This is a genomic window from Variovorax brevis, assembly GCF_030317105.1.
Classification (GTDB): domain Bacteria; phylum Pseudomonadota; class Gammaproteobacteria; order Burkholderiales; family Burkholderiaceae_C; genus Variovorax; species Variovorax brevis.
Map to the genome: position 1 here is coordinate 585,784 of NZ_JASZYG010000003.1, position 22,107 is coordinate 607,890.

General features: G+C 65.9%; 21 protein-coding genes and 1 pseudogene. 10 read left to right on the forward strand and 12 right to left on the reverse strand.

The features are described 5' to 3' along the window. The first annotated feature begins 201 nt into the window (after window positions 1-201). A complete protein-coding gene (locus QTI66_RS11535) occupies window positions 202-762 on the forward strand; it encodes a hypothetical protein (protein WP_286559639.1) in 561 nt (186 codons plus the stop codon). An 18-nt stretch (window positions 763-780) separates the two neighbouring features. Here QTI66_RS11535 and mmsB read toward each other — a convergent pair whose 3' ends face one another. The 4 genes from mmsB to QTI66_RS11555 form a co-directional block, all read right to left on the reverse strand. Next, on the reverse strand, window positions 781-1,674 hold the full coding sequence (gene mmsB / locus QTI66_RS11540) for a 3-hydroxyisobutyrate dehydrogenase (protein WP_286559640.1): 894 nt from the start codon (window positions 1,672-1,674) through the stop codon (window positions 781-783). Between the two features lie 38 nt (window positions 1,675-1,712). Beyond that, window positions 1,713-2,828: an enoyl-CoA hydratase/isomerase family protein gene (locus tag QTI66_RS11545; protein WP_286559641.1), complete on the reverse strand. Its 1,116-nt coding sequence runs from the start codon at window positions 2,826-2,828 to the stop codon at window positions 1,713-1,715. A gap of 30 nt (window positions 2,829-2,858) precedes the next feature. Continuing rightward, a complete protein-coding gene (locus tag QTI66_RS11550) occupies window positions 2,859-4,013 on the reverse strand; it encodes an acyl-CoA dehydrogenase family protein (protein ID WP_286559642.1) in 1,155 nt (384 codons plus the stop codon). A gap of 182 nt (window positions 4,014-4,195) precedes the next feature. After that, window positions 4,196-5,719, reverse strand: coding sequence for a CoA-acylating methylmalonate-semialdehyde dehydrogenase (locus tag QTI66_RS11555; RefSeq protein WP_286559643.1), 1,524 nt, complete (start codon window positions 5,717-5,719; stop codon window positions 4,196-4,198). 109 nt (window positions 5,720-5,828) lie between these two features. On the opposite strand from QTI66_RS11555, the gene QTI66_RS11560 reads away from it, so the two are divergent. Further along, window positions 5,829-6,722 (forward strand): LysR family transcriptional regulator, encoded by an 894-nt coding sequence (locus QTI66_RS11560; protein WP_286559644.1) that lies wholly within the window; start codon window positions 5,829-5,831, stop codon window positions 6,720-6,722. Between the two features lie 88 nt (window positions 6,723-6,810). Further along, window positions 6,811-7,713 (forward strand): ketopantoate reductase family protein, encoded by a 903-nt coding sequence (locus QTI66_RS11565; protein WP_286559645.1) that lies wholly within the window; start codon window positions 6,811-6,813, stop codon window positions 7,711-7,713. A gap of 10 nt (window positions 7,714-7,723) precedes the next feature. On the opposite strand, the gene QTI66_RS11570 is transcribed toward QTI66_RS11565, so the two are convergent. From QTI66_RS11570 to QTI66_RS11580, 3 genes are all read right to left on the reverse strand, one after another. Continuing rightward, window positions 7,724-9,109: a CoA transferase gene (locus QTI66_RS11570; RefSeq protein WP_286559646.1), complete on the reverse strand. Its 1,386-nt coding sequence runs from the start codon at window positions 9,107-9,109 to the stop codon at window positions 7,724-7,726. Between the two features lie 78 nt (window positions 9,110-9,187). Beyond that, the gene (locus QTI66_RS11575) at window positions 9,188-9,826 is read right to left on the reverse strand and encodes a 3-oxoacid CoA-transferase subunit B (RefSeq protein ID WP_286559647.1); all 639 of its coding nucleotides are present in this window, start codon (window positions 9,824-9,826) and stop codon (window positions 9,188-9,190) included. Window position 9,827: 1 nt separating this feature from the next. Next, a complete protein-coding gene (locus QTI66_RS11580; protein WP_286559648.1) occupies window positions 9,828-10,628 on the reverse strand; it encodes a CoA transferase subunit A in 801 nt (266 codons plus the stop codon). 82 nt (window positions 10,629-10,710) lie between these two features. Between QTI66_RS11580 and QTI66_RS11585 the strand changes: the two genes are divergently transcribed. Next, window positions 10,711-11,268, forward strand: a complete 558-nt coding sequence (locus QTI66_RS11585; protein ID WP_286559649.1) for a PAS and helix-turn-helix domain-containing protein — start codon at window positions 10,711-10,713, stop codon at window positions 11,266-11,268. A gap of 104 nt (window positions 11,269-11,372) precedes the next feature. Beyond that, window positions 11,373-12,490, forward strand: a pseudogene (locus QTI66_RS11590) (IS481 family transposase). A gap of 167 nt (window positions 12,491-12,657) precedes the next feature. Here the strand turns inward: QTI66_RS11590 and QTI66_RS11595 are convergent. Both QTI66_RS11595 and QTI66_RS11600 read right to left on the reverse strand, forming a co-directional pair. Further along, window positions 12,658-13,047, reverse strand: a complete 390-nt coding sequence (locus QTI66_RS11595; protein ID WP_286559650.1) for a response regulator — start codon at window positions 13,045-13,047, stop codon at window positions 12,658-12,660. An 11-nt stretch (window positions 13,048-13,058) separates the two neighbouring features. Next, the gene (locus QTI66_RS11600) at window positions 13,059-13,478 is read right to left on the reverse strand and encodes an FKBP-type peptidyl-prolyl cis-trans isomerase (protein ID WP_286559651.1); all 420 of its coding nucleotides are present in this window, start codon (window positions 13,476-13,478) and stop codon (window positions 13,059-13,061) included. A 44-nt stretch (window positions 13,479-13,522) separates the two neighbouring features. On the opposite strand from QTI66_RS11600, the gene QTI66_RS11605 reads away from it, so the two are divergent. From QTI66_RS11605 to QTI66_RS11615, 3 genes are all read left to right on the forward strand, one after another. Further along, entirely contained in the window at window positions 13,523-14,917 is a 1,395-nt protein-coding gene (locus QTI66_RS11605; protein ID WP_286559652.1) for an ethanolamine ammonia-lyase subunit EutB, read from the forward strand. Between the two features lie 312 nt (window positions 14,918-15,229). After that, complete coding sequence (gene eutC / locus QTI66_RS11610; protein ID WP_286559653.1) at window positions 15,230-16,030, forward strand: ethanolamine ammonia-lyase subunit EutC; 801 nt, start codon at window positions 15,230-15,232, stop codon at window positions 16,028-16,030. Beyond that, window positions 16,027-16,611 carry a peroxidase-related enzyme gene (locus QTI66_RS11615; protein WP_286559654.1) on the forward strand — a complete coding sequence of 195 codons (585 nt, stop codon included), beginning with the start codon at window positions 16,027-16,029 and terminating at the stop codon, window positions 16,609-16,611. Before eutC ends, QTI66_RS11615 begins: the two co-directional genes overlap by 4 nt. 12 nt (window positions 16,612-16,623) lie before the next feature. Here the strand turns inward: QTI66_RS11615 and QTI66_RS11620 are convergent, their stop codons facing one another. Further along, window positions 16,624-18,384, reverse strand: a complete 1,761-nt coding sequence (locus QTI66_RS11620) for a phosphoethanolamine transferase (RefSeq protein ID WP_286559655.1) — start codon at window positions 18,382-18,384, stop codon at window positions 16,624-16,626. 73 nt (window positions 18,385-18,457) lie between these two features. After that, the gene (locus QTI66_RS11625) at window positions 18,458-19,171 is read right to left on the reverse strand and encodes a phosphatase PAP2 family protein (RefSeq protein ID WP_286559656.1); all 714 of its coding nucleotides are present in this window, start codon (window positions 19,169-19,171) and stop codon (window positions 18,458-18,460) included. Between the two features lie 102 nt (window positions 19,172-19,273). On the opposite strand from QTI66_RS11625, the gene QTI66_RS11630 reads away from it, so the two are divergent. Both QTI66_RS11630 and QTI66_RS11635 read left to right on the forward strand, forming a co-directional pair. Beyond that, complete coding sequence (locus QTI66_RS11630) at window positions 19,274-19,945, forward strand: response regulator (RefSeq protein WP_286559657.1); 672 nt, start codon at window positions 19,274-19,276, stop codon at window positions 19,943-19,945. Then, the gene (locus QTI66_RS11635) at window positions 19,946-21,310 is read left to right on the forward strand and encodes a sensor histidine kinase (protein ID WP_286559658.1); all 1,365 of its coding nucleotides are present in this window, start codon (window positions 19,946-19,948) and stop codon (window positions 21,308-21,310) included. Between the two features lie 12 nt (window positions 21,311-21,322). On the opposite strand, the gene QTI66_RS11640 is transcribed toward QTI66_RS11635, so the two are convergent. Next, window positions 21,323-22,105 carry an SDR family oxidoreductase gene (locus QTI66_RS11640; RefSeq protein ID WP_286559659.1) on the reverse strand — a complete coding sequence of 261 codons (783 nt, stop codon included), beginning with the start codon at window positions 22,103-22,105 and terminating at the stop codon, window positions 21,323-21,325. Window positions 22,106-22,107: the final 2 nt, after the last annotated feature.

Sequence of the window (22,107 nt, forward strand, 5' to 3'; positions counted from 1 at the left end):
GCGAGCAATGTATTTCACGTATGTCACAAAAAAGTTAAGGGTATTCATCCATGGGTGCCGCATGGCACGAAGCACAGCTTTGGTGCGTCACCACGCCAAGCATCGGCGCCATTCGTGAAATAGAAGCGCGGACTGCGCGTTACCGGCGGATAGGATCGCCGGCGTCCAGCCATAGAGGCGAAGTTTTCAGGGAGAGAAAGAATGATGAACGAGCAAAGGCCCGTGTCGTGGCTTTGCGCTGCCGCCCTGCTGGCGGCATTGAGCGCATGCGGCGCCAGGGGCGACAAGACGTCGCAAGCACCCGCCGCACCGATCAGTAAGGCCAACAGCCTTGTGGTGCCCGCCATCACCTATGGCAAGACCTCCGCCGGCTACAGCCTGAGTGCGTCGGACGACAAGTGCGATGTGCCAAGCGTCATGCGCACTGCCCTGCGCGACAAGCTCAGCGCGCCGCTCGAGAATCTATTGCACGAGGCGACGCCCGTCGCGCCGGACATCCCCGTGCTCAAGCTGGAGATCACCGACCTGCTCGCCAACGCGGGCGGCATCTACAGCGGACCGAAGATGGTCGAGATCAAGGGCACGCTCGAGCAGCAAGGCCAGGCGGTCGCGAGCTTCAAGGCCAGGCGCGCGTCCTTCCCGCTGATCGGCTTGCCGCGCACTACCTGCAACATCGTGAGCCGCGCGACCGACGCGCTGGCAGCCGACACGGTGGCGTGGCTCAAGCAACCGGTCGACGGGGTTTTCCTCGGCGACCGCTGAGCGACGCGGCGCGCCGCTTCAGCGCTTTTGAACCAGCTTCAGGATGCTGGAAAAGTCGAGCGCGCCATGCCCGGCCAGGCTGTGCGCGGCGTACAGGCTGCGGGCCAATCCGCCCAAGGGCGTGGCGGCGCGCACGGCACTGGCGTTTTCCTGCGCAAGTCCCAGGTCCTTGAGCATCAGGTCGGTGCCAAAGCCACCGGCGTAGTTCTTTGACGCGGGCGAGGTCTCCATCACGCCCGGCATCGGGTTGTACTTTTCCAGTGCCCAGTTGCCGCCCGAACTGCGGCGCATGATTTCCGACAGCACCTTGGGATCCAGCCCATTGGCAACGCCCAGGGCGAGCGCCTCCGACGTGCCGATCATCAGGATGCCCAACAGCATGTTGTTGCAGATCTTGGCCGTCTGCCCGGCGCCGACATCACCGGCGTGGAAGATGTTGGCGCCCATCTTCTCCAGCACCGGGCGCGCGCGCTGCAGGTCTTTTTCTTCGCCGCCGACCATGAAGGTGAGCGTGCCCGCAATGGCGCCGCCCGTGCCACCCGAGACCGGCGCATCGATCATCGCGATGCCGCGCTTGTGGGCCGCTTCGGCCACCTTGCGCGACGACGCGGCCGCGATGGTGCTGCTGTCGATGACGAGCACCCCCGCGCGAATCTGCTCCAGCAGGCCCGCCTTGCCGTCGCTCCCCAGATAAAGCGATTCCACATGCGCGCTGGCGGGCAGCATGCTGATGACGACGTCAGCGCCGACGACCGCGGCCATGGCGGACTCGGCTATCGTCATGCCCTCGCTCGCGTATTTGCGGCAGGCATCCAGCGAAAGGTCGAATGCGTTGACGGCATGGCCGGCCTTGTGCAGGTTCAAAGCCATCGGGCCACCCATGTTGCCCAGGCCAATGAATGCGATTTTCATGATTGCTTGTCTCCAGTTCTGGTTGCTTCTCTCGGGACTCAGGCCAGGGCGGCGAGCGGATGCGGCCCCTCGGTGCGCACTCGCAGATGCGCTTCGACGAACTGCGGCGTGATGTCTTCCAGCCGCGGCGGATTCCATTTTGGATTGCGGTCCTTGTCGATCAGCACGGCGCGAATGCCCTCCGCAAAGTCCTTCTGCGCGCAAAAGCCCAGCGACGCCCAATACTCCAGCCGGAACACTTCGGCCAGCGACATGCGCGGTACGCGCTGCCACAACTCGAAGGTGACGGCCGCCGAACTCGGCGCTCCCTTGGCAAAGGCCTGCGCCGCGCCCTGCAGCCACGCATCGTCGCTCTTGAATTCGCGCAGGCGTTTGGCGATGTCCAGCAGATCATCGCCCGCCATGAGTGCATTGATGGTGTCGAAATGCTCCCGCACTTTGGACGCGGGTGGCACGGCCCCTTCGCTGGCCTGCGCCAGGAGGCGCGACAACTGCGCGCGGTCGGCCTTGGCCTCGCCATGCCAGCGGGTGGCGGCGATGGCCTGCATCACTTGCGGCTTGCGGTCTTGCGGCACCATCACGTCCGCGAGGCCGCAGAACATGGCATCGGCCGCATTGATCTGCGCAGCCGTCAGCGCCAGGAACAGGCCGGTGCGCCCTGGCATGCGGCGCAGGAACCAGCTGCCGCCCACGTCGGGGTAAAGACCGATGTTGATCTCGGGCATCGCGATGCGGCTGTTCAGCGTGACGACGCGATGCGAGCACCCCGCCATCAGGCCCACGCCGCCGCCCATGACGATGCCATGGCCCCAGCACATCATCGGCTTGGGAAAGGTGTGGATGAGGTAGTCGAGTTCGTATTCCTCGCGGAAGAAGTCTTCGGCGTAGGTGTTGCGCTCGGGGCCGCACTCGAGCAGGGTCTGGTAGAGCTGGCGCAGGTCGCCGCCGGCGCTGAAGGCCTTTTCGCCTGCGGCCTGCAGCATCACGCCGACGACGCCAGTGTCTTGCGCCCATTCGCGAAAGCGCGGCAACAGCAAGCGCACCATGTCGACGGACAGTGCATTGAGCGCCGCGGGCGCGTTGAGGGTTGCCACGCCAAAGCGCTGGCCACTGGCGGTCTTGATTTCTTCGAAGAGAACGACGGGTTCGGTCATGGATTCAATAGCGATGTGAAAAGGCTGTGTTCAGCGGATGTCGCTGTCGCCTTCCAGCAATTTTCGCGCAACGATCACGCGCATGATTTCGTTGGTCCCTTCGAGGATCTGGTGCACACGCGCGTCGCGCACCAGCCGCTCGAGCGGGAATTCGCTCAGGTAGCCGTAGCCGCCGTGCAGTTGGAGCGCGTCGTTGCATACGTTGAAGCCGGCATCGGTCGCGAAGCGCTTGGCCATGGCGCAATAGGTGCTTGCGTCGGCGTGTCCGGCATCGAGCTTGCTGGCAGCGAGGCGCACCATCTGGCGCGCGGCCACGAGTTCGGTCGCCATGTCGGCGAGCTTGAACTGCAGCGCCTGAAAGCTCGCAAGCGGCTTGCCGAACTGCTGGCGCTCATGCAGGTAGCGCCGCGCGGCGTCGAGAGCGCCTTGCGCCGCGCCGACGGAACAGGTCGCGATGTTGATGCGACCGCCGTCGAGTCCCTTCATGGCGATGCGAAAGCCTTCGCCCTCCGCGCCCAGCAGGTTCTCTGCCGGAACGCGCACGTTGTCGAAGTTGATGGTGCGCGTGGGCTGACTGTTCCAGCCCATCTTGTGTTCCTTCTTGCCGTAGGTGACGCCCGGTGCGTCGGCGGGCACGGCAAAGGCCGAGATGCCGCCGGCACCGCCCGCGCCCGTGCGCGCCATGAGCACCAATACGTCGGTGGAACCCGCGCCGGAAATGAAGGCCTTGCCGCCGTTGATGACGTACTCGTTGCCTTGCAGTTCCGCACGCGTCTTGAGGGAGCCGGCGTCGGAGCCGGCGCCCGGTTCGGTCAGGCAATACGAAGCCAGCTTGCGGCCGCTGGTGAGGTCGGCGCCCCAACGCTTGCGCACGGCTTCCGTTCCCCACGTGCCGAGCATCCACGTCGCCATGTTGTGGATGGTGATGAAGGCGGTGGTCGAAGGGTCGACGGCCGCCATTTCCTCGAACACCAGCGTGGCGTCCAGGCGCGGCAGCGCGAGGCCTTCGATGCTCTCGGGCGCGTAGAGGCCGCAGAAGCCGAGTTCGCCGGCCTTGGCAATGGCGTCCCTGGGAAAGTGCGCCTCGGCGTCCCAGCGCGCGGCATGAGGTGCGAATTCGGCGAGCGCGAAGTCGCGCGCGGTCTGCGCGAAGGCGCGCTGTTCTTCGGTGAGTTCAAAGTCCATAGGTCGAATGATCAGGCATTCTTGTGCTCCCTCGCCCTGAATCGGACGCAGGGTATTTGCTCCCTCGCCCCTCCGGGGAGAGGGTTGGGGTGAGGGGCATGGGCCGTTGATGCGCCACGCACGATCAACCGCCCGGTGCCCTCACCCCTGCCCTCTCCCGGAGGGAGAGGGAGCAAGAGAACTTACTTCAGGCTGATCGTGGTGTTCACGCCGTGGCTCACCGTGCTGTCGTCGAACCAGCGCTCCGTCACCGTCTTGGTCTGCGTGTAGAACAACACAACCTGCTTGCCATACGGCCCCAGGTCGCCGAGCTTCGAAGCACGCGAACCCGTGAACGAGAACATCGGGACCGGCACCGGGATCGGCACGTTGATGCCCACCTGGCCAACGTCGATCTCTTCCTGGAACTTGCGCGCCGCCGCACCCGACTGCGTGAAGATCGCCGTGCCATTGCCGTTGGCGTTGCTGTTGATCAGCTCGATGGCCTCGTCGATGTCGTTCGCGCCCGCCACGCACAGCACCGGCCCGAAGATTTCCTGGTCGTAGATCGTCATGCCGGGCTTCACGCCCGAGAAGATCGTCGGGCCGACGAAGTTGCCCTTGTCGTAGCCCGGGACCGTAGGCTTGCGGCCATCGAGTTCCAGCGTGGCGCCATCGGCCACGCCGCGTTCGATCAAGCCCGTGACGCGGTCATAGGCCGCGCAAGAGACCAGCGGGCCCACGTCCACGCCCTTGTCCGTGCCTGCGCCCACCTTGAGCGTCCTGGCCTTGGCCACGAGGTCGGGGATCCACTTCTGCGCATCGCCCACCAGCACGGCCACCGACACCGCCATGCAGCGCTGCCCCGCGGCGCCGAAGCTCGCGCCGGCCAGTGCGTTGAGCGTCTGCTCCTTGTTGGCGTCGGGCATGACGATGGCGTGGTTCTTGGCGCCCATCATGCATTGCACGCGCTTGCCGGTGAGCGTGGCGCGGTTGTAGACGTGCGTACCGACCTTGGTCGAACCCACGAAGCTGATCGCCTTGATGTCCTTGTGATCGCAAATGGCGTTGACCACCGCTTCACCGCCATGCACAACGTTGAGCACACCGGGCGGAATGCCCGCTTCGAGCGCGAGTTCGCACAGGCGCATCGTGACCATCGGGTCTTGCTCCGAAGGCTTGAGCACGAAGGTGTTGCCGGTGACGATGGCCATCGGAAACATCCACAGCGGGATCATCGCGGGGAAGTTGAACGGCGTGATGCCGGCGCAAACACCCAGCGGTTGCAGCACGGTGTAGGTATCGACGCCGGAGGCCACGTTGTTGGCCAGTTCGCCCAGCTGAAGGTTGCCAATGGCAGCGGCGTGCTCCACCACTTCGAGGCCGCGGAACACATCGCCTTCGGCGTCGGGCAGCGTCTTGCCCTGTTCCGCGGTGAGGATGGCGGCCAGCTCGGCCATGTTCTCGCGGATGAGTTGCTGGTATTTCAGGAAGATGCGGGCGCGGGCGCCAATGGCGGTCCTCTTCCAGGTCTTGAAGGCTTCCTGCGCCGAGGCCACGGCGGCATCGACTTCGGCCTGCGTCGCGAAAGGCACACGGGCCAGCACCTGCTGCGTGGCCGGGTTGACGATGTCACGCCACTCGGTGGATCGGGATTCGACGAACTTGCCGCCGATGAGCAGCTTGACGGTAGCGACCTGTGTCGCGGGCGTGGTGGTGGCATCCATTTGCGTATGTCTCCTTGGGGAATTCGGTCTTGGGCAAGGGCATCGTAGCTTTGCAGATTTGCGATAGCAATAGACAAATATGCAGCCGCGATCTGCATAATTGCAAAGCATGGACTGGGACAACCTGCGCTACTTTCTCGAGCTGGCGCGCTCGGGCACCTTGATGAGCGCCGCGCGCCGGCTGGAAGTCGACCACACCACGGTCGCGCGCCGCATCCAGTCGCTTGAAAAGGAAGTGGGAACGCCACTCTTCGCACGCGAGGCGGGCGGCCATCGGCTCACCGAGGCGGGCCGGCGCCTGCAGCCGCAGGTCGAGGCGATGGAGAGCGCCTTCCAGGCCGTGGCGAGCACCGCGCCGGCTGCCCAGCAGGGCTTGTCGGGCGTGGTGCGCATCGGCGCGACGGAAGGCTTTGGCACCATCGTGCTGGCGCCGCAACTCGCCCTCTTTGCACGCGAGCATCCGGGGCTGACCATCGACCTGCTCGCCATGCCGCGTTTGGTGCATCTCTCGCGGCGCGAGGCCGACATCGTGATCTCGCTGGAGCGGCCTGCGCGTGGCGCGGTGCTGGTCACCAAGCTCACCGACTACACGCTGCGCCTTTACGCCGCCCGCGACTACCTGGCCCGGCACAGGCCGATCCAGTCGCGCGAAGACCTGCGCGGCCACAGCTTCATCAGCTACGTGGACGACCTGCTCTTCAGCAAGGAGCTGCAATACCTCGACGACCTGCACAAGCCCGACGCATTCGCGCTGCGCAGCACCAGCATCCTCGCGCAGCACGAAGCGGCAGCGGCCGGCGCCGGCATCGCGGTGCTGCCGGCCTTCATCGCCGACGCCGACAAACGGCTGGCGCGCGTGCTGCCCGAACAACCGCAGGCCAGCTTCACGCGCACCTTCTGGATGTCGATGCCGGCGGAGAACAAGCAGTTGGCGCGCATGCAGGCGGTGTGGGCGTTCCTGAGGGAAATCGCCGAGGGGCAGCGGCACGTGCTGACGGGATGAAGCCGGTTGCCTTGCCCGGAAACCGCCCGAACCAACGAACGAAACCGGCAAGAGGCATGATTCGCTACTTCCTGTTTCGGAGCGAGTCATGAAAGTTGCCGTCATGGGCGCGGGTGCCGTCGGTTGCTACTACGGTGGTCTGCTGGCGCGTCAGGGCCACGAGGTCGTGCTGATCGGCCGGCCGCAACACGTCGAAGCCATTGAACGACATGGCCTGCGCGTTCAAACAGCTGCCTTCGACGAACAGGTCAAGCTGGCGGCCAGCACCGGGGCGAGCGCGGCGGCAGGCGCGCAACTGGTGCTGTTCTGCGTGAAGTCGACTGCCACCGAAACCGCGGGCGCCGAGTTGAAGCCATGGCTGGGTCCGGACACCCTGCTGCTGTGCCTGCAGAACGGCGTCGACAACGCCGACCGCTTGCGCGGCGTCGTGCCGCAGGAAGTGGCCGCCGCCGTTGTGTGGGTTGCCACGGAGATGGCTGGCCCCGGCCATGTGCGGCACCATGGGCGCGGCGAACTCGTGATCGAGCCTTCGTCCACCAGCGCCGAGGTGGCCAAGGCATTCATCGCCGCGGGCGTTCCTGTCGAGATCTCGGACAACGTGCGCGGCGCTTTGTGGACCAAGCTCATCATCAACTGCGCCTACAACGCGCTGTCGGCCATCACGCAGTTGCCCTATGGCCGGCTGGTACAGGGCGATGGCATCACCGGGGTCATGAACGATATCGTCGCCGAGTGCCTGGCGATCGCGCATGCGGATGGCGTGGCGATACCCGGCGACGTGCATGCGGCCGTGCGCCGCATCTCCGAGACCATCCCTGCGCAGTACTCGTCCACTGCGCAAGATCTGGCGCGCGGGCGGCCGGGCGAGATCGATCATCTGAACGGCTTCATCGTGCGACGCGGCGAGGCGCTGGGCATCGCGACGCCGGTCAACCGGACGATGCAGGCGCTCGTGAAGGTGCTGGAGCGCAAGCAGCGCGAGAAATGGTGACGCTCTTGCGTTACTGCGCCGGCCACACCGGCGGGTGCGTGCCCGGCGGCATTGACGGACGCGGCCAGCCGGCGGGCGTGCGCGACAGTTGCGCGCTGTGGCGAACGCCCATCAACGCCCCGAAGCCCGATGACGAGCTTTCGAGATAGCGCTGGATGTCCGGCCTGGGCGCCTTCAAGCCCTGCGCGTCCCGGCCCAAACCGCGCAGCCACTGGCCGGTTTGCGCCAGCGACACCTGCACATGCCAGCTTCCGCCTTCGCGCTGCTGGCGCCAGAGCGCGGCCGATGCGCCAAAGGCCATGAGGTAGCCCGTCGCTTCGTCGAGGATCTGCATCGGCAGCGGGCGTGGCTTGCCGTCGCCGGATGCGGCCCCCTCCGCATGGTTGAAGCCCATGGCCGTCTGCACCAAAGAATCGAAGCCACGGCGCCCGGCCCACGGGCCTTGCGTGCCGTAGGCGCTGAGTGAAACGCAGACGATGCCGGGGCGAAGGCGCGCCAGTTCATTGACGCCAAATCCCAGTGCGGCCACGCCACCGGGCCGATAGCCCTGCGTGAAGACGTGTGCTTCGCTTGCGAGTGCGCGCAAGGCTGTTCGTCCTTCGTCTGTCCGCAGGTCGATGTGCGTGGACAACTTGCCACGGCTGGTGTCCGCAATGGCCGAGATGTTGGGCAGGTTCGGCGAATTCACCAGCATCACGTCGGCACCGTAGGCGGCCAGCGCGCGCCCGCCGACAGGGCCGGCCAGGATGCGCGTCAGGTCGAGCACGCGAATGCCAGTCAGCGGCCGTGCATCCGCAGCAAGGGCGGGCAGCGGCAATGGCGGCGCGTCGCCGATGCGTTCGATGGTGAACAGCGGCTGCGCTTCGATGGCTTGGCCCTGCGGCGTCGCGTCCCATTCGTCGAAGCTCCGCAGGGCCGTCGCGACCAGTCCTTTGGCCGAAGCCGCATCCTCGAAGTCTCGCGACTTCCATTCCATCAATGCCACTTCCGCGTCGGCGCGTTGGGCCTTTGCCGGGTCGAGGCCCAGCAGCCGCAAGGCGCCGTCGCGATGGTGCGCGAAGTTGGCGTGGACGCGCACATGCCCATCGGCACAGCGATAAAGCCCCGAGAAGGCGTCCCACAACTCCGGCACCTCGCCGTCGATGCTGAACCAGCCCGTGCATTCGACGGCCGCGTGCTCGACATCGACGCTGACTTGCTGGCGCGGTGAAGCGCGTGCATGCCCAAGTTCGCAGGCAGCCAAGGCTGCCGCCGCAATGGTGCTTTGCGCCGCGACACCGACGGCGAAGGAAGACGGCAAGCCGGGGCCGCTGCCCGTGAGGCTTGCAAATTCGAGCGCTTCATCCGGGAGATGCGCAGCCCGCCAAAGCGCCGCGAGGCAGTCGGTTGCATTCATGGAATGGCTCCCCAAAGAAACAAGGGCAGGGAGTGCTCTCGCACCGCCCTGCCCTTTGGCTGCTATGGCATTGACCGCCTACTGGATGAGCTTGACGCCCGTCTTGCCCTGCAGCGAGTCGAAGCTCACGCCGGGCGCCAGTTCGACCACCTTCAGGCCCTCGGGCGTCACGTCCATGACGGCGAGGTCGGTGATGATGCGGTTGACCACGCCCACGCCGGTCAGCGGCAGGGTGCAGTGCTCGAGAATCTTCAGGTCCTCGGTGCCGTCCTTCTTTTTGGCGACGTGTTCCATCAGCACGATCACGCGCTTGACGCCGGCCACGAGATCCATCGCGCCGCCCATGCCCTTGACCATCTTGCCGGGGATCATCCAGTTGGCGAGGTCGCCCTTTTCGCTGACCTGCATCGCGCCGAGGATGCTGAGGTTGATCTTGCCGCCGCGGATCATCGCGAAGCTGTCGTGGCTGCCGAAGATGGCGCTGCCGGGCAGCGTGGTCACGGTCTGCTTGCCGGCGTTGATGAGGTCGGCGTCGACTTCATCTTCCGTCGGGAAAGGGCCGATGCCGAGCATGCCGTTCTCGCTTTGCAGCCAGACTTCCTTGTCGCCCGTGAAGTTGGCCACCAGCGTGGGAATGCCGATGCCGAGGTTGACGTAGAAGCCGTCTTGCAGTTCTTGCGCCGCGCGTGCGGCCATTTGGTCTTGCGTCCAGGGCATTTCAGGCTCCTTTGTTCTTGATGGGTGCGGGCACTTCGCTGCCGACTGCCGCCTGGGCAATGACGGCTTGCGCCTCAACCTTGGCGGCTGCGGCGTCAACCGGCAATGCCGCGCTCACGGTGCGCTTCTCGATGCGCTTTTCCGGATTGCTGTTGACCACGATGCGGTGCACGTAGATGCCCGGCAGGTGGACGTCGTCCGGTGCGATGTCGCCCACTTCGACGAGCTTCTCGACCTCGACGATGCAGATCTTGCCGGCCATGGCAGCGGCCGGGTTGAAGTTGCGCGCCGTGAGGCGGAAGCGCAGATTGCCGGAGCGATCGGCCACGTCGGCCTTGACCAGCGCCACGTCGGGCACCAGCGAGCGCTCCATGACGTAGGTTTCGCCGTCGAATTCGCGCAGTTCCTTGCCTTCGGCCACTTGCGTGCCGACACCGGTCTTGGTGAAGAAAGCCGGGATGCCCGCGCCGCCAGCGCGCAGCTTTTCAGCCAGCGTGCCTTGCGGCGTGAATTCGAGTTCGAGTTCGCCGGCCAGGTACTGGCGCTCGAACTCCTTGTTCTCGCCCACGTAGCTGGCGACCATCTTCTTGATCTGCCGCGTTTCCAGCAGTTTGCCGAGGCCGAAGCCATCGACGCCCGCGTTGTTGGAAATGCAGGTGAGGTCCTTGACGCCCGAGTCCTTCAGGGCCTCGATCAATGCCTCGGGAATGCCGCAGAGGCCGAAGCCGCCAACGGCGAGTGTTTGTCCGTCGGCAACGACGCCCTTGAGCGCTGCTTCGGCGGAGGGGTAAAGCTTGTTCACGCGTGCTCCTCGGTGAAAGAAATCTGAGGGTTGAACGATACTACGTAGCGACATACGTAGTAATTCGTAGTGGTGACCCCCGATGACGGAGATCGATTTCAGGCTTGCTTTCGAACTTGCGCCCATTGGCATGGTCGTGTCGCGCAACAGGATCATCGTCGCATGCAACGCCCAGGTTTGCGAGATGTTCGGCGCGCAACCCGATGCGCTGGTCGGGCAATCCTTCAGCGTGCTCTACCCGAGCGTGGCGGAATTCGAGCGCATCGGCAAGCGCATGGAGCCCTTCCTGAACGCCAGCGGGCACTACGCCGACAACCGGATGATGAAGCGCCTGGATGGTGCATTGCGCGGCGAGACATTCTGGTGCCACGTGACGGGGCGTGCACTGAATAGGGAGGCACCGCACGAGGCCGGCATCTGGACCTTCGAGGATTTGGGTTCGCGGCGCACGGTGAAGGCCGAGTTGACGCCGCGCGAGCGCGAGGTGGCGGCGCAGGTGATGCGCGGGCTGACGTCGAAGGAGATCGGCAAGGCCCTGGCGATCAGCCACCGGACGGTGGAGATTCATCGGGCGCGGTTGATGCGGAAGTACAGCGCATCCACTACCGCCGAGTTGGTGCAGAAACTGATCGCGGGTTGACTTCATTTCCCTCTCCCCCCGGGATGTACAGACCGGGGACATGGGTAACAGGTGTGCGAGGACATGGGTGACACTTTTTCCTGTCTTGTCAGCAGGAGAGTGCAATGCCATGGAGAGGGGCCACCATGCAGGAGCAGCGAGAGGAATTCGTGCGCCTGGCAAGCTCGGAGGATGCCAACGTGAGCGAGCTGTGCCGACGCCACCAGATCAGCCGCAAGACGGCCTACAAGTGGCTGGCGCGCCACACCGAGGGAGCCTGCAGGACGCCCCCCGGCGCCCGCACCACAGCCCCACGGCCACGCCCGAGTGCGTGCAGCAACGGGTTGTGCAGGTGCGCCAGGCGCACCCGGCTTGGGGCGCGCGCAAGATCGCCCACGTGCTGCGGCGCGATCAGGCCATCACCCTGGCGGTGAGCACGGTCAACTCCATCTTGCAGCGCCACGGGCTGATTGGCGAGGCGGCCAGCCAGGCCAGCCGGCCATGGCAGCGCTTCGAGCACGAGCAGCCCAATGCGCTGTGGCAGATGGACTTCAAGGGCCACTTTCCGGTGGGCCAGGTGCGCTGTCATGCGCTGACGGTGCTGGACGACCACTCACGCTTTGCAATCGCGCTGCAGGCGCTGGACAACGAGCGCCACGCCAGCGTGCGCGAGCAACTCACGCGCGCCTTCGAGCGCTATGGCCTGCCCGAGCGCATCAACGCCGACAACGGGCCACCTTGGGGCACGGGCTGCCAGGGCATCAGCGCCTTGCACGTGTGGCTGGCCTCCCTGGAGGTCAAGCTCAGCCACAGCCGCCCGGCGCACCCCCAGACCAACGGCAAGGACGAGCGCTTCCATCGCACGCTCAAGGCCGAGTCGATCGCGGCGAACAACTTTCAGGACCTGGAGCAGGTGCAGGCCGAGTTCACGCGCTGGCGCCACATCTACAACCACCAGCGCCCGCACGAGGCGCTGGGGATGCACACGCCCGTGGAGCGTTATCGCCCCAGCCCCAGAACCCTCCCCGCGCAGCCCCCACAGCCGCAATACGAGCACCACGACCTGGTCAGGCGGGTGCAGCACGGAGGCTGGGTGAGCGTGCTCGGACGCATGGTGCGCGTGAGCAGTGCCTTGCATGGCCACGCGGTGGCGCTTCGCGCGCGGGCCGAGCAAGACGGCGCGTACGACGTGTTCTTTTTCAAGCAAAAGGTCGACTTTGTCGACCTCACAGCCTTCGACTAAGCTGTGCTGGACCTGTCACCCATGTCCTCGCACACCTGTTACCCATGTCCCCGGTCTGTACACGGGAGAGGGTCAGGGTGAGGGCACTGGGCCTGTCCACCGCCCCGCTTCATCCACCGCCCAAGCCCTCACCCCCGCCCTCTCCCGCCAGCGGGAGAGGGAGCAAGTCAAAGGCTCGCGAACTGCGATGGCCAGCGCTCGTTGCAATACTCCAGAAACGCGTCGATCTCATTGGACTTGTCGAACACCGCATCCGCGCCCAGCGTCATGCAGCGCTCGCGCATGTCCGCAGTGGCGTAGTTCGTCAGCACCACCACGCGCTGGTGCCGTTGACGGTTCATGCAGTCGCGCAGCACGCCCAGCCCGGAGCCTTCTTTCAGGAACATGTCGACCACCGCCAGGTGCCAGTTGGCCCCATTGTCGGCAAGCCACTGCGTGGCCTTGGCCTCGGTTTCCGCAAAGCCGATCACCGTGGCATCGGCCAGGTCTTCCAGAGCAGGAATCAGGTTGTCCCGAATGGTTGAGTTGTCCTCAACAAGAAAAGTGACCAGTGCCATGTCAAGCGGACTCAGCGACCCTTGACATCGAGCAGCTCCACTTCAAAGACGAGCGTTGCATTGGGCGGAATGGCGCCGCCGCCTGCGCCGGCCTTGCCGTACGCAATGCCGGGCGGACACGTCAGCCTGGCCTTGCCGCCCACCTTCATGAGCTGCAACCCTTCGGTCCAGCAGGCGATCACGCCGTTGAGCGGGAACGTGATCGGCTCGCCACGCGAGTAGGAACTGTCGAACTCCTTGCCGGAGTCCGGAAAGGTCCCGCGGTAATGCACCTTGACGCTGTCGGTCGCGGCCGGCGACTTGCCGGTGCCCTCCTTGAGCGACTGGTAGACGAGGCCACTCTTGGTGGTGACGGGCGCCGTGCCCTGGGCCCAGGCGGCAGACGCGAAGCACGACGATACGGCAAGGGCGGCACACAGTAGGAATCTCACAACAAGTCCTTTGGTGATTGGAAGAAGCAGGTCATTATTGCCCGATGCGCTACCGCACCACGATTGGACCGCAGACCTTCCACTTCGACGACCTGAAGCAGGTCATGGCGATGGCCAGCCCCGCGCGCTCGGGCGACTACCTGGCCGGCGTCGGCGCCGCGACGGCGCAGCAGCGCATGGCGGCGCGCCACGTGCTGGCGGAAACACCGCTGCGCCAGTTCCTCACCGAAGCGCTCGTGCCCTACGAAGACGACAACATCACGCGCCTCATCATCGACACGCACGACGCCGCCGCCTTCGCGCCGGTGGCCCATCTCACGGTGGGCGATTTCCGCGACTGGTTGCTGTCCGGACAAGCCACGGCGCCGGTGCTCACCGCGCTCGCGCCAGGACTCACGCCGGAAATGGTGGCCGCCGTGTCCAAGCTGATGCGCAACCAGGACCTCATTGCCGCCGCGCGCAAGTGCAGCGTGGTCACGCGCTTTCGCAACACGCTGGGCTTGCCGGGCCACATCGCCGTGCGGCTGCAGCCGAACCACCCCACCGACGACCTGCGCGGCATCGCGGCCTCCACACTCGACGGCCTGCTGATGGGCGCGGGCGACGCGGTGATCGGCGTGAACCCGGTCTCCGACAGCCTGCAGGCGCTCGACCGCCTGACGCGCATGCTGGACGAAGTCATCCAGAAATTCGCCATCCCGACGCAAAGCTGCGTGCTCACGCACGTCACGAACACCATGAAGCTGGTGGAGCGCGGCGCGCCGGTCGACCTGGTGTTCCAGTCGATCGGCGGCACCGAACAGACGAACCAGTCCTTCGGCGTCACGCCCGAACTGCTGGCCGAAGCGCAGCAGGCGGCGCAGTCGCTGCAGCGCGGCACCGTCGGCCAGAACCTCATGTACTTCGAGACCGGCCAGGGCAGCGCACTGTCGGCCAACGCCAACTTCGGCGTCGACCAGCAGACCTGCGAGGCGCGCGCCTACGGCTTGGCGCGCCGCTACCAGCCGCTGCTGGTCAACACCGTGGTCGGCTTCATCGGCCCGGAGTACCTCTACGACGGCAAGCAGATCATCCGCGCCGGCCTGGAGGACCACTTCTGCGGCAAGCTGCTGGGCTTGCCCATGGGCTGCGACGTCTGCTACACCAACCACGCCGAAGCCGACCAGGACGACATGGACACGCTGCTGGTGCTGCTGGGCAGCGCGGGCCTGAACTTCGTGATGGGCGTGCCCGGCGCGGACGACGTCATGCTCAACTACCAAAGCACATCCTTTCACGACGCCCTCTTCCTGCGCACCACGCTCGGCCTTGCCCGCGCGCCGGAGTTCGAGGAATGGCTGCAACGCATGCAGATCACCGACAAGGCCGGCCGCCTGTTGCCGCCGTCCGCGACGCACCTGCTGACCCCAATGAGCGCGCTGGCCGCGTTGACGGCATGAGCGCCGCGCCGGGCCGCCCCAAGCAAGTTCGCGCCCCCTCGGGGGGCAGCGAGGACACGAAGTGCCGAGCGTGGGGGCACAAGGATGCCGCGCCGGGCCGCCCCAAGCAAGCTCGCGCCCCCTCGGGGGGCAGCGAGGACACGAAGTGCCGAGCGTGGGGGCACAAAGATGCCGCGCCGGGCCGCCCCAAGCAAGCTCGCGCCCCCTCGGGGGGCACCGAGGACACGAAGTGCCGAGCGTGGGGGCAGCGATGAGCGCCGGCGGGCCGCGCGAAGGCGTTCACGTCGTGTTGATTGGCGCGGAGGTTCCTCAATGAGCGATGCGACCACACCGAGCCCCTGGCAAGACTGGCGCGCCGCCACACCCGCCCGCATCGCGCTCGGCCGCGCGGGCGACGCGACGCCGACGGACGAGGTGCTTCGCTTCGGATGGGCCCACGCACTGGCGCGCGACGCCATCCATGCCGAGCCCGACCTGGCTGCGCTCGAACGCGAAGTCCAGTCCCAGGGCTGGCAAACAATGCGCGTCAAAAGCCGCGCAAAAGACCGAACCGAATATCTGCGCCGGCCTGACCTGGGACGCTTGCTCAACGAGGAAGACGCCGGCCAACTGCAAGCACCCGCGGCAGGCTGCGACGTCTGCATCGTCGTCGGCGACGGCCTCTCCGCCATGGCGATCGAACGCAACGCCGCGCCGCTGCTGGCCGCGCTGCGGCAACAGTTGCCGCCGGACACGCGCTATTCGCCCATCGCCATTGCATCCCAGGCGCGCGTGGCCCTGGCTGACGACATCGGCGAGCGCTTCGGCGCCCGGCTGTCCGTGATGCTGATCGGCGAACGTCCCGGCCTGAGTTCGCCGGACAGCCTGGGCATCTACATCACATTCGATCCGAAGCGCGGGCGCCACGATGCGCAGCGCAACTGCATTTCGAACGTGCGTGCCGAAGGCTTGCAGCCCGCAACGGCTGCCGCACGGCTCGCGTGGCTTGTGCGTGAAGCCCTGCGCCGCGGACTCACCGGCGTGGCGCTCAAGGACGAGAGCGAGCACGCAACGCTCGAGGCCGGCCCCACCACTTTGACATTGGCGACCAAGCCCCAAGGAGACACCCCATGAGCGCGCCCCGCTATCCCATGGCCGAACTGGCCGACCTGCCCGAGGACATCCGCAAGACGATCCTCGAAGTGCAGGAAAAAGCAGGCTTCGTACCCAACGTGTTCCTGGCCCTCGCGCGGCGCCCCGCCGAGTGGCGCGCCTTCTTCGCGTACCACGACGCGCTCATGCTCAAGGAAGAAGGCTCGCTCACCAAGGGCGACCGCGAGATGATCGTGACGGCCACCAGCGCCGCCAACCAGTGCCTGTATTGCGTGGTCGCGCACGGCGCGCTGCTGCGCATCTACGAAAAGAAGCCGCTGGTCGCCGACGAAGTGGCAGTCAACTACCGCAAGGCCGACATCACGCCGCGCCAGCGCGCCATGCTGGACTTTGCAATGAAGGTCTGCGAGCGCTCGCACGAAATTGAAGAGGCCGACTTTCCGCCGCTGCACGTGCACGGCTTCAGCGACGAAGACATCTGGGACATTGCGGCGATCACGGCCTTCTTCGGGCTGTCCAACCGCATGGCGAGCTTCAGCGGCATGCAGCCGAATCCGGAGTTCTTCCTGATGGGCCGAGTTCCGCGCGAGAAGAAGAAATAGCGACCCGCGAACTCAGCCGTTGGTCGCGCTGGCGCGGCAGTTGGCCAGCATGTCCATCGGCTGCTTGTAGCTGGGCGAATCCACGTCCATCACCCCCAGCACCGTGTGGTAGAGGTTGTCGTGCGTGAAGGGCGAATTGAGCCCCGTTTCCATGCAGGAGCGCGACAGTTTTTCGCGCGCCTTCATGCCCTCGCTGAACCACATGACCAGGGGCACGTGCTTTTGCGCTTCCGGCGCAAAGCTGTACGGCACGCCATGCAGGAACAGGCCGAACTCGCCAAGCGATTCACCATGGTCGCTCAGGTAGAGCATGGCCGGGTCGTAGGTGGCGGACTTGCCCTTGAGCCAGTCGATGGTCTTGCCCAGGAAGCGGTCGGTGTAGGCGATCGAGTTGTCGAACGCGTTGACCAGTTCCTCATGGCTGCAGTCGGCCAGCACATTGACCCGGCATTCGGGCAGGAAGCGCTTGGCATCCGGCGACGAGCGCTTGTAGTAGGCCGGCCCGTGGCTGCCCATCTGGTGCATCAGGAGCACAACGCCCTTGGCACGTTTGGCGGCCGGCAGCGCGTCGATGCGCGCATCCAGCCCCTTGAGCATCACGTCGTCCAGGCATTCGTCGCCGTCACACATCGCGCTCTTCACGGCGGGATCGAGCCCCTGGAAAGCCGACGCGTGCGGAATGCGCTCACACACGCCCTTGCATCCGCCGGGCTGGTTGTCGAGCCAGAACACCGCAAGCCCCGCGGCCTGCAGCACGTCGGTGAGATTCTCGTAGTCGTCGCGGCTCGCCTCGAACGCTTCCTTGCCCAACGGCGAGAACATGCAGGGCAGCGACGCCAGCGTGCTCGTGCCGCAGGAACGCACGTTGTGCCAACTCAGCACCTTGCGGGCCGCCAGTTCCGGATTGGTGTTGCGGTCGTAGCCGTTGAGCGAGAAATGGTCGGCCCGCGCTGTCTCGCCAACCACCAGCACCAGCAGCGGCGGTCGCACCTGCGCGGCGTAGCTGGCGCCGAGGGCGGCGCCGCCGGAAACCGGAATCAGCTTGCGGTTGTATTTGAAGAGCGGAGCGACGCCCACCTTGATCGACGAATAGATCGGCGCGAGCGGGTTCGTCATGTAGCGCAGGTGAACGTTGTTGCGCATCAGCGGCGCAAGATCGCGGTTCATCGCGACGATGCCCGCACTGGCCACCGCGGCCGCGGCCAGCAGCAACAGCAGGTTGCGCCACAGTTGCGACAGGAAGCCCCTGCGAACCAGGCGCACTCGCCAGAGCGCAACAGCCGGCAGCGCAACGACTGCGAGCACGTAGAACAGCATTCGCCAGCTCAGCAGGTCGAGCGTCTCATGCATGTCGGTTTGCGAGGCGTTGGCCAGCATGCCGGTGTCCATGACGACCTTGTAGGTCAGCATGTAGTACTGCGAGATCGCGGCAATCAGCACCACCAGAAGCCATATCGGCTTCATCCAGCGCGACCAGGCCGTGAACGACAGGATGGCCACGGTGCCGCAAGCCACCAGCAGTGCCATGAGGCCAATGTGGGGCAGGTAGGTGGAGGGCGCTTCGCCAATGCGCGCCAGTTCGAGCCACAGCGGCCAGTTGGCCGCGAGCGTCAGGTAAAGGCCGAGCCAGACAACGACGTTGACCGGCGTGCGCGGACGTGCAAGCCTCGAACGAAAGCGCGATACAGGCGGCGTACCGGGGTCGTTGTGGCTGGAGGCGGGGGAAGCAGGCGCGGCAGAAAACACCAAAGCCGACGCTTTTGACACTGGCATCGTCCTAGTCTGTGAAACGGGAATGAAGTAACCCTGAACACCCTGTTCAGACAGCGTTCAGGAAAGGAGCAAATCAGATGGTTTGTTCCGTTTTCCGGGACATCAGGCGCTTGTTTCCTGAACGAATCGCCGACACAACCACGTCAACGACGAGGCCAACCACCCAGCACACCCATCCGGTCCACAGTGTATGGCTCATGTAGTGGGCGCCCCGCATTTGCTGCATGAGACCCAGAACAAAGCCGGCAGCGATCGCGCAGATCAACCACCAGCGCGCCACCTGCGGCAAGCGCCTGCGAAGGACGAAATAGCCGCCGACGTATGCGAAAGCCGCGGACGCGTGGCCTGCGGGAAAACACTTGCCGGGCCCTCCGTCGCGCGCACCCCAGGACCAATGTGAAACGTAGTGCGCCACACCTCCGAAAGCGTCGAGGTCCCACGGGCAACTGGTGCGGCTCGAATTCTTGAGCAAGGAGATGGCGACCACCGACCCGATCACGGTCAGTGCCAGTTGTGCGCGTTCGCTGCGACTGAGTTGACGCAAGAAGCCCAGAGGCCATTGAATGGCCACCACCAGCCCGATGGCCAGCACCCAACTCAAATCCTTGGCAGCCTCATGCATCACCAGCACCAGGAACCGGTTGTCGCGAAGGGGAAAGCCGGAGGGCCCACCGCCAAGCCAGCGCGCAGCCTGCACATCGAGGCCGCTGGCGTCCCACAGCAAAACGATCGCAAGCGAGAGAACGGTCCAGGCGAGAAGAGGCGAACGTGAGGGGCGAGGCGTCATTGAAGCCCACGATGTTAGCCAGCGAGGCTGAACAAATCCTGAGGACTGTGGCCCATCGCTGCACGCTAAACTTCCGCCACTCTCCAATTGAAGGACGGCAACGTGCGCATCTTGCTGGTCGAAGACGATGTCGCCTTGGCGAATGCGGTCTGCAGCTATCTGGAATCCAAGGCATTCGTGGTCGATGTCGCCAGGGGGATCGCCGATGCGCGCGCGGCCTTGCTGGGCGTGAAGTACGCCGCCGTGCTGCTCGACCTGCATCTGGTCGACGGCGACGGGCTGAACCTGCTGCCGCACGTGCGTGCACTGGCCGATCGCCCCATCGTCATCGTGCTCACCGCCCGCGACCAGGTCACCGACCGCATCCGCGGACTCGACGCGGGTGCCGACGACTACATCATCAAGCCTTACGACCCCGCGGAGCTGCTCGCCCGGCTGCGCGCGGTGGAGCGCCGGCGCAGCGCCAACAGCTCGACGGTGCTGCGGCTGGGGCTGCTCGAAATCGACCTGGCGCGCGACCTCGTGCAGAAGAACGGCGTGCCGGTGCTGCTCACGCAAAAGGAATGGGCCCTCCTTCGCGTGATGGCCACGCGCCCTGACCGCATTCACACGCGAGAGCTTCTGCAGGACGCGCTCTACGGCTATTCCGACGAAGCGGACAGCAACACGCTCGAGGTCTTCATCAGCCGCTTGCGGCGCAAGCTCGGACGCGGCCACATCGTCACGCTGCGCGGCCTGGGCTACCGCCTCTCGCCTTCGGACGAGGAAGACTGAATGGCCCTGTGGGCACGCCGGCGCGATGACAAGTCGCCGCACGCCGAATCACTGGCCGGGCACCTCACACGCACGCTGATCATCTGGGTGGGCGGCGCATGGCTCATCGGCGTGCTGGCGGTGGTCTGGTATGTGGACCACGAGATCAACCAGAACTTCGACAACGAGCTGGCCGAGATATCGCATCGGCTCTTCGACTTTGCGGCGCGCGAACTCGACGTCCCCGGCCAGCGCGACAGCACCGCTCCGCTCATCGCGTCGGAGCCACTGTTCTCCGAAGACACCGTGATGTTCATCGTCATGGATGCCAGCGGCAAGCAGCTGCTGCGAACGGCCGATGCGCCCACCCGATCCTTTGGTGTCCCGCTGGTGCCGGGCTACGCCAATGCGGGCGTATGGCGCATCTACACGGTGCAGCACCCGTCGCGGCCGCTCTTCCTGCAGGTGGCCGATCCGCTGGAGGAGCGGCGCACCGCGCTCAATCGCACGCTGCTCGGCCTGATCATTCCCCTGGCGGCCGTGCTGCCCCTGCTGGCGCTGGTGCTCCGGAACATTGCGCGAAAGGAACTGCGGCCGCTGCAGTGGCTCGCTGCCGAGATCCGCCAACGCGGCGGCGCCGACCTGCGTCCGATCGAGCTGCCGGCGCTGCCGCAGGAGCTGCGCTCGGTCGGCGACGACGCCAATCATCTTCTCGAGCGGCTCGCGCAGTCGCTGGACGTGGAGCGCGCGCTGGCCGCCAACGCCGCGCATGAACTGCGCACGCCGCTCGCGGCTGCGCGCCTGCGCCTGCAGACCGCGCTCGACCATGACCTGCGCCGCGAAGACATTGCGCAAGCCCTCGAAGCCTTGCGCACGCTGAGCCACCGCGCCGAAAAGCTCCTTCAACTCTCACGCGCGGAGTCGGGCGCGTCGTTGCGCCGCGAAAGCGTCGACCTCGTGCAGTTGGCGGGCGTCGTCGCGCAGGAGTTCTGGGCCGACGACGAAGCGCAGAAGCGCCTGGACCTGCGCGTGCCGCAAACCGAACTGGCGCACGTGCTGGGCGATGTGGATGCACTGGCCATCGCGCTGCGCAACCTCGTGGAGAACGCGTTGCGCCACGGGCCCGGCGTGCCGGTCGTCATCGAAGTCATGGCGCCCTGCACCCTGGCCGTTCGCGACTTTGGCCCCGGCGTCAGCGCCGAGCAACTGGAGACGCTTGCGCAGCGCCATGTGCGGCACAGCCCCATGCGCACCGGCTACGGCCTGGGCGTGTCGATCGTGAACACCATCGTGTCCAAACACGGCGGCCGCCTGGAACTTTTTTCGCCGCCGCCGGGAGCCAACAGCGGCCTGGAGGCGCGCATCGTGCTGCGGCCGATGGCCTGAACTGCTTCGTCGTCAAAGCGCAAAGCCGTCGTCCGCCGCGATCACCGCGCCGTTGACGAAGTGGCTCTGCGCACTGGCCAAGAGCACGACCAGCCCGTCCAGGTCTTCCGGCTTGCCCACGCGCTTTCTTGGCAGCATGGCGACGAGCTTCTGCCCGTTCTCGGTCTGCCAGTGGTGCGTGTTGAGCTCGGTGTCGATGTAGCCGGGGCACAGCGCATTCACGTTGATGCCGAAGCGCCCCCACTCCAGGGCCATCGACTTCGTCATCTGGATGACGGCGGCCTTGCTCATGCAATACACGCCAATCTGCGGCAAGACCTTCAGGCCCGCCATCGACGCGATGTTGATGATGCGCCCGCCCGTGTAAGTGCCGGGCGCCGCACCGCGGGCGCGCGCCAGCATGCGCTTGGCCACTTCCTGCGCAACGAAGAAGCCGCCCTTCACGTTGGTGTCGAACATGAAGTCGTAGTCGTCCTCGCTCACTTCCTGCAGGCGCTGCGTGGTGCTGACGCCGGAGTTGTTGACCAGGATGTCGATGGAGCCTACCTGCGTTTCCGCGTGCGCCACGGCGGAGCGGATGCTGGCCAGGTCGGTCACGTCGAGTTCGGTGACGTGGGCGCTGCCGCCCTCGCCTTCGATGCGGGCGCGCAGTTCCTTGAGCTTCTCGACGCGGCGGCTGGCCAGCACGACCGCGGCGCCTGCGCGCGAGATGGCTTTGGCGAACTGCGCACCGAGCCCGCTGGAGGCGCCCGTGATGAAAGCCACCCGGCCGGAAAGATCGATGCTGTATGCCATGA